Genomic DNA, 13,922 nt, shown 5'->3' on the forward strand with positions numbered 1-13,922 from the left:
CTTTCTATAATGCGCTTTTCTCTCACTCAACTTGTCTTCGAATGGCTTCCTCCACTCGTTTGACCTCAGCATAAAATTCTCTTGCAGACCATAATTTGCAGCCTTGCCCGCGGATGATCAGCTGCTCCAGCCCATCCGAAGTTGCCACAGTTACATCATGTTCCCGCCCCATGTTATGAGCAAGTTTTTCGATATATTGATCTGCTGTTTCCGCCTCCTTCGTATATACCACATGTATATTGTGATAATCCAGCATCTGACCAATACCGCCTTTTACCTTATAAGCATCAAATACAAGGATCAGTGTCATCCCCATATAAGCTTGATAATTACATAAAATATCCATCAGGCGGTCTCTGGCTGCGTCAATATTATCCTTTGCCAGCTCGTTCAGTTCGTCCCATGCAAACACTATATTATAGCCATCCACCAGCAGATACTTTTCCGCCGAACGCTTGTAAGCGACAGGTCCACGACTGTCTGTAGACGAAACAACACGTTTTCGCTGTCTGATCCAATTTTTCTTCTGATTGCGGTTTGCGCCACCCGCTTGTCCAAGAATAGAACGAATCTCCTCTTCTCCCATCGAGTATTCCGTATCATACCGCATTCGGCGCCTCATTGCTGCTGTCATAGGCTCCGCATAGTCGTCTTCCGGCGACTGCTTACCTTCCAAAGAATACCCATTATCTACGTGTACATGATCTGCCACTTCATTCCAAGGAACGATATAGCCGGAACCATGTGCTGTAAACACAGAATCCGCTGTTGCCGCATAATCCAGATCCGGATCATAACCAATCTGTGCAACCACTTCTTCCGTATTGTGGCATGGTCGATATCCGCACAACTGACAGGACATCTTTCCTTTACCACCGGTATAAGCAGACAGATCCTTCTGATAGGAGCGTATTGTCGCAACCGGTGCTTCTCCGGCAAGAACTGCGTATTCTCCCGATGAATCCGGTGCATTCAGTTTCGCACTCATTCGCTCCATGTCCGTCATTGCCCGTCCCAACTGTTCGGTCGGCAGCTCCAAACGGAACGAATAGTACGGCTCCAGTAAGATCGTTTCTGCCTGTCTAAGTCCCTGCCTGACTGCACGGTAGGTCGCCTGTCTGAAATCACCGCCCTCCGTATGCTTCACATGTGCTTTACCTGCAATAACGGAGATCCGCATATCCGTGATCTCTGATCCGGTAAGCACTCCGCGATGTTTCTTTTCCTGCAAATGAGTTAGGATCAAACGCTGCCAGTTTTTGCTCAGCATATCTTCGCTGCAATTCGTGTCAAACACCAGACCGGATTCCGGCTCACCGGGCTCCAACAGCAAATGAACCTCTGCATAATGTCGTAATGGTTCAAAATGCCCCATACCGATAACCGGTGCCGCTATGGTTTCTTTGTAAACGATATTTCCCTCGCCAAAAGTGACATGCATACGATAACGATCAAATAACTGCTGCCTGATCACTTCGATCTGCACCTCGCCCATCACCTGTGCATGAAGTTCTTTGAGTGTTTCATCCCATATAATATGAAGCTCAGGTTCCTCCTCTTCAAGCTGCTTCAAGAGCGGAAGTGCACGTCTTACATCCCAGTCCGGTTCCAAAAAGATCCGATACGTCAAAACCGGCTCTAATATTGGAACTTCATCGTGTTCCATAAAGCCAAGCCCCTCTCCCGGATACGTATGGGACAAACCGGTAACCGCACAAATTTCTCCCGCTTTGGCTTCCTTTGCCGTCGTATATTTTTCTCCGGAATAGAACCGGATCTGATTGATCTTTTCGCTCCAGATCTGCTCTTCATCGCCGTCATCAGATTGCAGCTGCTTTTTGCCCTGTAATAACTGTCTCGCCTGCAGGCGTCCACCCGTCACTTTCAAATGTGTCAGTCGATTGCCCTGCTCATCTCTGGATATCTTGTATACTCTGGCGCCAAACTCATCTCCATACTGTCCGGGCTCTGTATATTGCCACAATCCCTTTAGAAATGTTTCAACTCCCTGCATTTTTAGTGCAGAGCCAAAATAACATGGAAACAACTTCCGTTGTCTGATCAGCCGGATCACATCTGCATCTTCAAGTGTTCCATCCTGCAAAAAGCGTTCCAACAGATCCTCTTCACACACGGCTGCCGCTTCCATCACGCTCTCAGGTTCTGCCATAAAATCAACACAGGCATCCGAAAGCTTTTCCTGTAGTTCCTGCATGATCCGACCACGATCCGTATCCGGCATATCCATTTTATTGATAAAAAGAAACACCGGAATATCGTAGTAAGCAAAAAGCTGCCATAACGTCTCGGTATGGCTTTGCACGCCATCAGCAGCACTAACGACTAATACTGCATAGTCCAGTACCTGCAATGCGCGCTCCATTTCTGCCGAAAAATCTACATGTCCCGGTGTATCTAATAGCGTAACCGTTCCATCCTGCAGCGCAAAGCGCGCAGGCTTGGAGAAAATAGTGATCCCCCGGTCACGTTCCATATGATTGTTATCTAAAAAAGCGTTTTGATCGTCAACACGCCCTAATTGGCGGATCGACCCTGCCGTATACAAAAGTCCCTCCGACAGTGTCGTTTTACCCGCATCAACGTGCGCCAATATTCCTATGGTAATATGTTTCATATATATTCACTTTCTATCTGCGATCCTTCGCCGGTGTAATATCCCCGGTACTCTCGCTAATGATAAATCGTGGCCGTTCCTTGGTTTCCATGTAAATCTTACCAATGTACTCTCCAATAACGCCCAAACTAAGCAACTGCACACCGCCCAAAAATAAAATACAGCACAAAAGACTTGACCATCCACCAACAGTCATTCCGCATATCTTTTCAATGATCGTTGCAACAATAGCGATCAAACTGATCACGCAAACAATAAATCCCATACTGGTGATCATACTGATTGGTTTGACAGAAAAGCTGGTAATACCATCAAACGCAAACGAAAGCATTTTTTTCAATGGATAATGGCTCTCTCCGGCAATTCTCTCAGCACGTTCATAGTAAACGCAGGAATAGCGAAAACCTACTAACGGTGCCATTCCACGTAAGAACAGATTAACCTCTTTGAACTGTGCTAATCCTTCCAGTGCTTCTTTACTCATCAAACGGTAATCTGCATGATTGTATACAACATCTGCGCCCATCGCCGCCATAACTTTATAAAAGCCCTGTGCCGTAGCACGCTTGAATACCGTATCTGTCTTTCTCTCGGAACGCACACCATAGACGATCTGTGATCCTCCCAAATACTCGTCCACCATCCGCGTCATCGCTGTCATATCATCCTGACCGTCACAGTCGATCGATATTGTAATATCTGCATATTGTTTTGCTGTCATCAATCCTGCAAAAAGAGCATTCTGATGTCCACGATTACGTGACAAACATAAACCCTCGATCTGCTCTTCTTCCTCCGCAAACTTGCTGATCAATTCCCAAGTAGCATCTTTGCTTCCATCATTTACAAACATGACACGGCTCTCTTCTGCAATCTTCCCCTCTGAGATCATGCCACGCAGCGTCTGCAAAAATAATGGTTCTGTTTCCGGTAATACTTTTTCTTCATTGTAACAAGGAATTACAATGTATAAAATTGGTTTGCTCGTCATGATATACCCCCTGTATTGTGTCTTTGTTTCTTTCATAGATACCACGGATCATTTTCCTGCATAGCAGTGTAAGAGAAATCACACCTCGCTTCTCCATGACCCTTGGCAGTATTATACCAAATATTGTTTCAAGATGGCAACCTTGTCTGTCTGCTCCCATGGAAGGTTTAAGGTGTTTCTTCCAAAATGTCCATATGCCGCAGTTTGGCGATAGATCGGTCTGCGCAGATCGAGCATCTTGATTATACCAGCCGGACGAAGATCAAAGTTATCACGGATGATCTCAACCAAACGGCTGTCGGATAATTTGCCGGTACCAAACGTATCTACCATAACAGAAGTCGGCTGTGCAACACCGATCGCATAGGAAAGCTGAATCTCACAACGGTCTGCAAGACCTGCCGCTACGATATTTTTGGCAACGTAACGTGCTGCATATGCAGCCGAACGATCTACCTTTGTGCAGTCTTTTCCCGAAAAAGCTCCGCCACCGTGACGTGCATATCCGCCATACGTATCTACGATGATCTTACGACCAGTCAATCCGCTGTCACCATTCGGTCCGCCGATCACGAATCTGCCGGTTGGATTGATAAAATATTTCGTATCTTCACTTACTAATTCTGCCGGGAGGATCGGATCGATCACATACTTACGAATATCTTCATGGATCTGCTCCTGTGATACATCCTCTGCATGTTGACTCGAAATAACCACAGCACTGATATGTATCGGCTTACCGGCTTCATCATACTCTACTGTCACCTGACTTTTGCCATCCGGTCGAAGATAAGAAAGTGTTCCATTCTTACGCATCTCTGTCAACTGGCGTGTCAACTGATGTGCCAAAGAAATCGCATATGGCATGCAATCCTCCGTCTCGTTGGTTGCATAGCCAAACATCATTCCCTGATCTCCTGCACCGATTGCTTCAATCTGTGCATCAGACATATCCATTTCACCGTTCTTTGCCTCAAAAGCCTTATCAACACCCATAGCTATATCTGCAGACTGCTGATCTAACAACACCTTTACCTTACAGGTATCACAGTTGAATCCTTTGGCGTCATCGTCATAACCAATCTCACGGATCGTCTCACGCGCAATCTTCTCATAATCAACCTTAGCTCTCGTGCTGATCTCGCCCATGATCATCACATAATCTGTCGTAATGACTGTCTCGCAAGCAACACGGCTCATCGGATCCTGCTCCATCAATGCATCCAATACAGCATCGGAAATGTTATCACATATTTTGTCCGGATGTCCTTCCGTAACCGATTCCGATGTAAACAAACGTTTCTCCATAATTTCCTCCATTCTGCCGTACCATTTCTGTACGGTCTATCTACGAATATTTCCAAAAAGAAAAAGCCCACCTAAACCGACGACAGATGGACTTGATTTCAACTTGATCTCAAACCCTCTTATTGCTCGATTTCTCGCTGAGATTGGCACCTTCCTGTCAGGGGTTGCCGTGGTTTCACAGAGCCTTCACTCTCCGCCACTCTAAATAAGAGTTGTTTTGTGAACTATTTTCTTATACCGTGTAATAACACGCAACTTTTATATTATACCTTTCGACGCATTTCGTCAATACCCAAACGAGACTATTCGCCAAAATTATGAACCATTTATGATAATGTCCAATATACCACAAAGGAAAATGTCTCAAAACAATATCCGTTCAGAAGATCCAAACATATCTCCTCAGCAGCAAGCGGACATACATACTAAAAAATTTTATAGTGCTGCATCGGTACATTTAATAAGAAATGTTCCATTAAATCATGGAGTACGATAACAGGACCCGACAACCAGAACCATAAATTACAATATAAAAGACAGATCTGCCCCCGAAAATTGTACTGCTGTCCGGAATAATCCCATACCGCCAGATGCAGATAACGATTCACGATCATGCCGACAACAAATTCCACCACCGTGATCATAAGACTGCACAAAAGCATCTGCCCCACCAGTGATGCCTGTCCACCCAGTAGATTTTGCACAGCACCGACTAACACAAAACAAATTCCACCAGCTAGCAGCATTGATATATGAGAATAACCCCGCATTAATATTTCTAATGCGCAATATAAAAATCCTCCTGTAAAAAACATGATCGTATATGCCTGTGCCGGATTCATATCTGCTATTCTCCTTCCTTTGCCATATGTTCTGCTATTCTCAAACATAGTATGTATTTTTTTTAAAATTTTATTCTTGTTGATAATGATTGGTTTTTATCAGGTATTGTGCTAACATAACAAGAGAATACTTAAGCAGAAAGCGAGGATTTTGATATATGAACCAAACCATCTTAAAACGACTGGATGCTGCGATCACATCAACATTGATCGGACACAGTGAAGATCCTGACTGTAATGTCGGCGCATCCATCTGTATACTCCATCGCGGCGAGGAAGTATACCGCAAAGAATACGGCGAAGCAGACAAGGAAAAGCACCATCCAATGAAACCAGATACGATCTTCCGCTGTTATTCTATGACAAAGCCGATCACTTCTGTTGCTGTGATGACTTTGGTAGAAAAGGGTGCATTAGCACTATCCGACCCGGCTAGCAAGTATTTACCGGGGTTTAAAGATCAAAAAGTATATACCGATCAGGGACTTGTTCCGGCGAACCGCGAAGTCACTATCCAAGATCTGTTGGATATGACTGCCGGTGTAGTCTACCCGGATGCATCTTTTCCTGCCGGTGCTATTATGGACAAGATCCAAGCAGATTTCTATGATAAGATCGCCAAAGGCGAACCGACTCCTTCTACCTATGAATTGGCAAATATCATCGGTCAACAGCCTCTGGCATTCCAGCCAGGCGAGCGCTGGTTATACGGTTTTTGCGCAGACGTTCTCGGCGCCATCGTGGAAGTCGTATCCGGCAAACGCTACATTACGTATCTAAAAGAAACTATTTTTGATCCGCTCGGCATGACAGACACTGATTTCTATGTCCCAGAGCAAAAGCAGGGTCGTTTTATGCAGTTCTATCAATATATGCCGGAAACTCAAACGTTAGATCCATGCACCTGGCAGCATTTATGTCTGTCTCATATGCATCTAAAACAGCCATCTTTTGAATCCGGTGGCGCAGGTTTGGTATCTACCTTGAGCGATTACGCCAAATTTGCACAGATGATGTTAAACAAAGGAACGTATCAGGGTATCCGCATTTTGGGACGCAAAACAGTAGAATGGATGACACAGAATCATCTTAATGAAAAACAGCTGGTAAGCTTTGACTGGGAATCATTAAAAGGTTATGGCTATGGCAATCTGATGCGTTGTATGATCCATACAGAACTTTCCGAAAGCATTGGATCTAATGGCGAATTTGGATGGGACGGCTGGTTAGGCAGCTATGTAAGTATGGATCCGGCTGAGGATCTGGCGATCATTTATGTGATCAACAAATGTGGTGGTAACGGTTACCGGGATGTACAAGTTATCCGCGATATTGTATATGCCGCATTAGAAGATTAGCAATTCACTCAAACTTCCCATACCGGAAGTTATTGTCCGAACCACAGATTGCTTATTATGTCAAGAACATATTGCATTTTGCAGCCACCAAAGAGTGGTTTCTGCCATCCGAGAACTATAGTAATTGCCTTGCCGCATTTTGGTTTTTCAGTGATTTCTAAATTTTGTTGTCTCTGATGTATGATTTACATGCCTTACGGAGAACTCGATGTCCCGGCAGCAAGGTAATCATCATTTTTGATAGGGACTTTGCGCTCGTCGTTACTTATGTCTCGTATCTCAGAGACATTAAGTAACGTGACGTAGCGCATCGTAGCGAAAGCGTCCCGTCCAAAAATGGATGATATCTTGCTAAACCGGGACGTCTCAAACACTCCTCTAGGCATGTATTCATCAGAGACCTAACAAAATAAGAAATCACATAAAAACATTGCGTTCTGCGGCAATTATCTTAGTTCTCGAATGACAGAACAATTTAGTTTATCGGCTGCAAAATATCTTATTTATTGCCGACATAATAAGCAATATGTGGTTGTGGAGGTTGGAGGTATGGGCAGTTTGAGTAAATGATATATCGTAAAGCAATGGAAAGAAAGGTTAGGTGAGCAGTATATGAATACTTCACAGGCAGAAGGCATTGATCAGCTTCAAAGCTGGGTCAATGAAAGTAAACGTATTGTGTTTTTTGGCGGTGCCGGAGTCTCAACCGAAAGCGGCATCCCGGATTTTCGCAGTGTAGATGGTTTGTATCATCAAAAATATGATTATCCACCGGAAACCATTCTCAGCCATACGTTTTTTATGCGAAATACAAAAGCGTTCTATGACTTTTACCGCGATAAGATGATCTGTCTGGACGCCAAGCCAAATATCACTCATCTGAAATTGGCAGAAATGGAACAAAAAGGCAAACTTACTGCTGTTGTGACTCAAAATATTGATGGGCTTCATCAAGCAGCTGGCAGCAAAACGGTATACGAACTCCATGGATCCGTGCACCGCAATTACTGCACCAAATGCCATACATTTTATGATATTCACTGTATTACTGAAAGCACAGGCATTCCGACTTGTGAATGTGGTGGTATTATCAAGCCGGATGTTGTATTATACGAAGAGGGATTAAATGATGCAACAGTAACCGGTGCTGTCAAAGCGATCAGCGAATCCGATCTCATGATCATCGGCGGCACTTCTCTCGCTGTATATCCGGCCGCCGGACTACTGCATTATTTCCATGGAAACCATTTGGTATTGATCAATAAATCTGCCACCCCGATGGATGCAGATGCAGATCTTTTGTTACAATGTGGACTTGGGGAAGTCTTTTCCCAGATTGAAGTTCAATGTGCGCGAAGGCAAAATTGCACATAGCTATCAGTCAGATGCCGGTATCTATACCTGGCAGATGACTGGTCGCTATGTGAACGCTTTGGCGAGTTTGATAAAAAGACTAATTACTAATAAGAAAGAAAGGATTGATGACTATGCATTATTCTTATACTACAAAAGGAACTTGTTCCAGTGAAATTGAATTTGATCTGGATGGTGATATTGTTCATAACGTACAATTTGTCGGTGGCTGTAACGGTAACCTAAAGGCGATCAGCTCTTTGGTTGACGGTCTAACCGTAGAACAGGTCGTAGATAAAGTCAAGGGCATCACGTGCGGTTTCAAAAGCACATCCTGCTCGGACCAGCTTGCAACCGCACTGTTGGAAGCACTCGACACAGTACAATAATTCACTAAACTATTTATTCACACTTGTTTAGAAGCTATGCGTTTCATTTATGAATCACATATTGTTTCTATCTTTTCTCAAAATGGTACAGGCGGCTTACGGCATCTCCCCAGAGATCACCGATCAACAGGCCGCCTTTCATTAATATTTCACCGGTATATTCCCTTTGCGTCACATCACAATAATAAACCGCTTCCGGATCCAGTCCCTGTAAATGCACCTTACGGCTTCGGCGGTTCGGTTCCGCGAGCACCTGTACAAATGTCATTAAAGCCTCTTTCTGATCTTTTGACACAACCATATAAGCATCATAGTAATGATTTTCTGCATACGATGCGAGTCTATAGTAATCCCCGTTTCGGATCAATAACTGGTAGGTATGATACATCTCTGTCTGCTCACGGATCAACGCCTTTTCTTCCTCTGATAACTTTGTCACATCAAGCTCATAACCAAATGTTCCCGCCAATGCGACATGTCCACGAGTCACAAACGGAGTATTGCGTCCTACCGTATGATTTGGGCAGACGCTAACATGTGCCCCTATCGTGGATAATGGATAAATTAACGCTGTTCCCTCCTGAATACCTAAACGCTCCACGGCATCTGTGTCATCAGAGCACCAGATCTGCGGACTGTAATATAGCATTCCCGGATCAAATCTCCCACCGCCTCCGGAACAATTTTCCAACAACAGATCCGGAAATTCCGTAATCAGCCGCTCCTGCATGCGGTATACTGCTAACACATACCGATGAAGTAATTCCTGACCATGCTCTTTGCCCAAATATGCACTTCCAAGATCAGACAGTTGGCGGTTCATGTCCCATTTTACGTACATGATCGGTGCACTGCGCAAAATACGTGCCACCGATTCATAAGCATATTCCTCAACTTCCGGATTCGATAGATCCAACACGCCCTGCGCCCGGCTAAGAGTCGGCTCACGTCCCGGTATTTGGATCATCCAGTCCGGATGTGCGCGAAACAGATCCGAATCCGGAGAGATCATCTCCGGCTCAAACCATATGCCAAACTTCATGCCGATTTTATTAATGCTGTCTACCAAATGTTTTAAACCACCGGTAAGTTTTTCCTCATTCACATACCAATCTCCCAGCGAAGACTCATCATTGTTGCGTCTGCCAAACCAGCCATCATCCATCACGAATAGCTCTATGCCACAGTCTTTCGCGGTCTGCGCAATATCTAATAACTTTTCCGTTGTAAAATCGAAATACGTTGCTTCCCAATTGTTGATCAGTATCGGACGCTCCGTATTTTTGTAGCGGCTGCGAATCAAATGCTCACGGTAAAAATCATGAAGGGAACGAGTCATCTTGCCAATGCCTTCCGACGAGTAGGTGAGAACTACTTCCGGTGCCTGAAAGGTCTGTCCCGGTGTCAGCTTCCACCCAAATTCATAAGAGTGTATTCCCATTGTCATACGTATCATGTCATGCTGCGACACTTCCACCTGTCCCAAAAAATTGCCAGAATATACAAAATGCATTGCATATACATCTCCTCGGGTCTGCGTTGTACCCGGTGTGACCAGTGCAATAAACGGATGCTCCTGATGCCCGGATTCCCCACGGATCGACGCCGCTGACTGTCTTCCATATCCAATTCTCCGGCGCTGTATACGTCGTTCTCTGGCCCATGCGCCCGGCAAAGTCAGCAACTCATAATCTTCCTCATAATCCATATCCAGACAGGCACTATATATTTTTTCGATGGTAAGCGTCTGCTCTCCCCGATTGTATACCCGCACAGAACGAGTAATTACATCCTCCCTCTCAAAAGCTGTGTACGATAGCACAACTTCTACACCAAGGACTCGATCCTGACAAATTACCTCTAACGTCTGTACTGCTGTACCGGCATCTTCCGTATCCATCTGTGAAGCAGTGACAAAAGAAGCCGGAAGTCCCTCTAATGGTGTCTTGCCGGAATATATTCGATGCTCTTTGTAAAGAATTTCCGTTCCCAGGCATCCATTTTCATCTCGAATATCCAAGCAGCTTTCCCGAAAATTCCCAATGCCGCCGGTTGGCAGTTCCATCGGAAAGCTTTCCAAAAATACGCATTTTTCGCGTTTGTTGCGCTCTGGTGTATATGGATATTCCTCCGTCCGCAGCAAATACCCACCGTCAATGTGCTGTAAACGCTCCCCATAATAAATATGACCCAAATACCCTTCCGGTGTAATGCCGATCATGTAACTGGTACTCTTGGTATTTAGTTGGAAAATATGCTGTTTCTCATCATAAATAATCATTCTATTCTTTACACCTTTCCTCTCTATATAGTCAAGTCTTTTTCCTTAAAATAAGGAATTTCGTTAATTGTTTCTCAGATAAATAAGCCATTGTCATGGATATTTTTATGCATCTGGTACGAAAATAGTGGTTTCTCCTTGGAGCATGATGATTTATTTTGCAATAGTTGGACCAGATGTGACTCAATCCTCACGTATCTGACCATTTGCAATGTTTTGCTGTATGATCGAATCTACGACTTCGAACAATGGTTCTGATCCAAGACGCGTCTTACTCTGCCTTCCGTATACCTGCTGCGCCGTAACCTCGTGTTCCTTCCAATCCGCACCACCATTACTGTTATTTAACATTAACGGCTGTAAATTATCCATGGCATGTGCAAACTTCGATTCCGGCGTTTCAAACGCCTCAAACTCATCAAACAATGCGATCAGTTCTTCCTTTTGTTCATCCGGTAAGAGCGAAAAGATCCGCTCCTTTGCAGCATCCTCTCTTGCTTTCTGTGTCTTCAGATTCTCTGCATCATACGCATAAGTATCCCCTGCATCGATCTCTACAATATCATGGATCAAACACATTAACATCACTTTTGCAACGTCGATTTTTTCATTCGAATATTCCCGAAGCACATACGCCATAATTGCCATATGCCAAGCATGCTCTGCATCATTTTCATTTCTTCCATGTCCGGAAAGATGCGTCTGCCGAAAAATATTCTTCTCCTTATCAATCTCCAATGCAAATGCAAGCTGTTTTTTTAATCGTTCATCCATCACATACTACTCCTTTTCCTGAAATACTGCATGGTCAAAACATCATATATCCCAAGCAGTTATTTATCCCTGTAATTCATCCGCAGGACGAATCATGATCTTCAAGTACGATTTTAAGTAAGTGCAAACATATCCCTACAAATCATCTTCCCTGTCTCTGTTCTAAAAATCGTTGTATACGCATGCTGTACTGCCTGCTGTGATAATGTATCTTCATACATATTCACCAAAAAATCTGCCTCAACCAAAATCTGATAGTCGATCCCATCCATATCCTCATAGGTATGATGATGTGCGATCAAATATTGTACCCTGGTCGATACATCCTCCGGGAACCGCAACTTGGCAAGCAATTGTTGCGCCAGTCCCGGACCTTCCTGTTCCTGTAATTTACCCCCGCAGTCGCCATATTTTTGTTCGCATACATGAATGCCTATGTCATGTGTTAATGCTGCTGTCTCAAGAATAAACCTAGTCTTCTCATCCACATTCTCCAGTTCTGCTATTAATTTTGCATAGCTGTGAACTTTGCAAAAATGCTGTATTCTTTTCGGATCTCCTGCATACAATTTAATCATTTCAGCATGCAACTTGTTAATCATAATAATTTTTCATCCTACTTTCTTACTCTAATCCCATTGCTTCAATAATCCGCTTCACTGTTTCCTCATCCAGCTCTACAAATTCTGCTATGGATGCTATACTTTCTCCACGTTCGTATAGCTTTCGAATAGACCGTTCATTGGTTTTGGCTATTCCTGTTTCTTCGCCTTCCTTCAAACCCTCTTCATAACGCTGCCGATATTCGTATTCTAACGTCATATATCCCAACCTCCAACTCTCATTTTGGCGGGCCGAACGCACTGCTTCCTCTAACTGCTTCGTATACTCATCCGACGCACCTTTTCCATCAATATAATCCAAAATCCGTTTCATTTCGGGACTCACATCATCCATCGTCCCCTTAGTACTTAAGATTATCTTAACTGCGTCATCATCTAATGTCAATGCCGTATTTTCCTGACAGGTATTGCAAAATGTATAAATATGCCTGCCTTCGCCGAACGGATCAAATGTGCAGATGAAGATCACATAACTTTTCTTTAATTTCGTATAATCCTGACCTTTCTGCAGTATGTTAAGGTCTATCACGCCTTGATAATACCGCATCCGTTTCGGTAGATTCCTATTATCTGATGTTTGCATCTCAAGGTTAAATACTGTGTTCTGATCATCTTCCACATACACATCTAACCGTATTGCTTTGGCATTTGCAGACAGATCAATACTCTTCTGTGACTGCGGATACACGACCTTTCGAATCTTGATCTTCAAGATCATCTCCAAAAATGGTTTTACGTATTTGGGATCGTGCATGATCAATCCAAACATAAAGTCGTCTTTTAGCTCCAGTTCTTCGTATGGTTTTATTTCTCTTGCCATAGTGTACTCCCCCTCTTCCTGTTATGCATTTGTACATATTGTTTCGTACGTGATGATATGTCATCTTTCAAGAAGAATTACTATTGGCAATATTCACATATTTATGAGATTATTATGTACATATCTCACAATATTCTACTTTCTCTGTAGATCACAGCAGCGAGAACAGCGATGCCGGCTTTATTGTCTTCCTATTGTTAATTCTTTTTCTTCGGGCTCAAATGCTGTTCTCTGCACTTTGATCGTTTTGATGCATAGATCATTCCAGTGCATTGCCTGACAAAATTGATTGATAGCTGCAATGTACGAATTAATACTGGTAGCCTTGTAGGTGCTGCTCACTTCCAGATCTCTTTTATATTCCAGCATAAGCGTTTTCGTTAGAATCCTTCCGTCCGCGTATTGCTGCAATTTACGGACATCCCGTACATATTTATCTATCGTACTCGGGGACTTTTCTGCTTTGTATAAACATTGACGGAAGCGAATAATTTCCCGCTCCGTGATAACTTTTTGCTTTGTCTTTTGTTTCATCTTCGTCCTGCTTT

Annotated in this window: 12 protein-coding genes and 1 riboswitch; of the genes, 3 read left to right on the plus strand and 9 right to left on the minus strand. The window is 43.7% G+C overall.

The features are described from left to right. Positions 1 to 22 precede the first annotated feature (22 nt). The 4 genes from DXB73_RS02140 to DXB73_RS02155 form a co-directional block, all read right to left on the minus strand. Positions 23 to 2,635 carry a TetM/TetW/TetO/TetS family tetracycline resistance ribosomal protection protein gene (locus tag DXB73_RS02140; protein ID WP_118689991.1) on the minus strand — a complete coding sequence of 871 codons (2,613 nt, stop codon included), beginning with the start codon at positions 2,633 to 2,635 and terminating at the stop codon, positions 23 to 25. A gap of 13 nt (positions 2,636 to 2,648) precedes the next feature. Further along, on the minus strand, positions 2,649 to 3,626 hold the full coding sequence (locus tag DXB73_RS02145) for a glycosyltransferase (protein ID WP_118690047.1): 978 nt from the start codon (positions 3,624 to 3,626) through the stop codon (positions 2,649 to 2,651). A 111-nt stretch (positions 3,627 to 3,737) separates the two neighbouring features. After that, positions 3,738 to 4,934 carry a methionine adenosyltransferase gene (gene metK / locus DXB73_RS02150; RefSeq protein ID WP_118689992.1) on the minus strand — a complete coding sequence of 399 codons (1,197 nt, stop codon included), beginning with the start codon at positions 4,932 to 4,934 and terminating at the stop codon, positions 3,738 to 3,740. Between the two features lie 116 nt (positions 4,935 to 5,050). After that, positions 5,051 to 5,146: riboswitch (SAM riboswitch) on the minus strand. 213 nt (positions 5,147 to 5,359) lie between these two features. Continuing rightward, entirely contained in the window at positions 5,360 to 5,776 is a 417-nt protein-coding gene (locus DXB73_RS02155) for a hypothetical protein (RefSeq protein ID WP_182434242.1), read from the minus strand. Between the two features lie 158 nt (positions 5,777 to 5,934). On the opposite strand from DXB73_RS02155, the gene DXB73_RS02160 reads away from it, so the two are divergent. From DXB73_RS02160 to DXB73_RS02170, 3 genes are all read left to right on the plus strand, one after another. Beyond that, positions 5,935 to 7,134, plus strand: coding sequence for a serine hydrolase (locus tag DXB73_RS02160; RefSeq protein WP_118689993.1), 1,200 nt, complete (start codon positions 5,935 to 5,937; stop codon positions 7,132 to 7,134). 612 nt (positions 7,135 to 7,746) lie between these two features. Beyond that, positions 7,747 to 8,508: an NAD-dependent protein deacylase gene (locus tag DXB73_RS02165; protein WP_118689994.1), complete on the plus strand. Its 762-nt coding sequence runs from the start codon at positions 7,747 to 7,749 to the stop codon at positions 8,506 to 8,508. A 113-nt stretch (positions 8,509 to 8,621) separates the two neighbouring features. After that, positions 8,622 to 8,876, plus strand: a complete 255-nt coding sequence (locus tag DXB73_RS02170; protein WP_022024877.1) for a TIGR03905 family TSCPD domain-containing protein — start codon at positions 8,622 to 8,624, stop codon at positions 8,874 to 8,876. Between the two features lie 67 nt (positions 8,877 to 8,943). Here DXB73_RS02170 and DXB73_RS02175 read toward each other — a convergent pair whose 3' ends face one another. From DXB73_RS02175 to DXB73_RS02195, 5 genes are all read right to left on the minus strand, one after another. Then, the gene (locus DXB73_RS02175; RefSeq protein WP_118689995.1) at positions 8,944 to 11,157 is read right to left on the minus strand and encodes an alpha-galactosidase; all 2,214 of its coding nucleotides are present in this window, start codon (positions 11,155 to 11,157) and stop codon (positions 8,944 to 8,946) included. 183 nt (positions 11,158 to 11,340) lie between these two features. Next, the gene (locus DXB73_RS02180) at positions 11,341 to 11,931 is read right to left on the minus strand and encodes an HD domain-containing protein (RefSeq protein ID WP_118689996.1); all 591 of its coding nucleotides are present in this window, start codon (positions 11,929 to 11,931) and stop codon (positions 11,341 to 11,343) included. A gap of 113 nt (positions 11,932 to 12,044) precedes the next feature. Beyond that, on the minus strand, positions 12,045 to 12,533 hold the full coding sequence (locus DXB73_RS02185) for an HD domain-containing protein (protein ID WP_118689997.1): 489 nt from the start codon (positions 12,531 to 12,533) through the stop codon (positions 12,045 to 12,047). A gap of 22 nt (positions 12,534 to 12,555) precedes the next feature. After that, complete coding sequence (locus DXB73_RS02190; protein WP_118689998.1) at positions 12,556 to 13,374, minus strand: Rpn family recombination-promoting nuclease/putative transposase; 819 nt, start codon at positions 13,372 to 13,374, stop codon at positions 12,556 to 12,558. 180 nt (positions 13,375 to 13,554) lie between these two features. Beyond that, entirely contained in the window at positions 13,555 to 13,908 is a 354-nt protein-coding gene (locus DXB73_RS02195; RefSeq protein ID WP_118689999.1) for a site-specific integrase, read from the minus strand. Positions 13,909 to 13,922: the final 14 nt, after the last annotated feature.

This window comes from Clostridium sp. OM05-6BH (genome assembly GCF_003481635.1).
Lineage (GTDB): Bacteria > Bacillota > Clostridia > Lachnospirales > Lachnospiraceae > Butyribacter.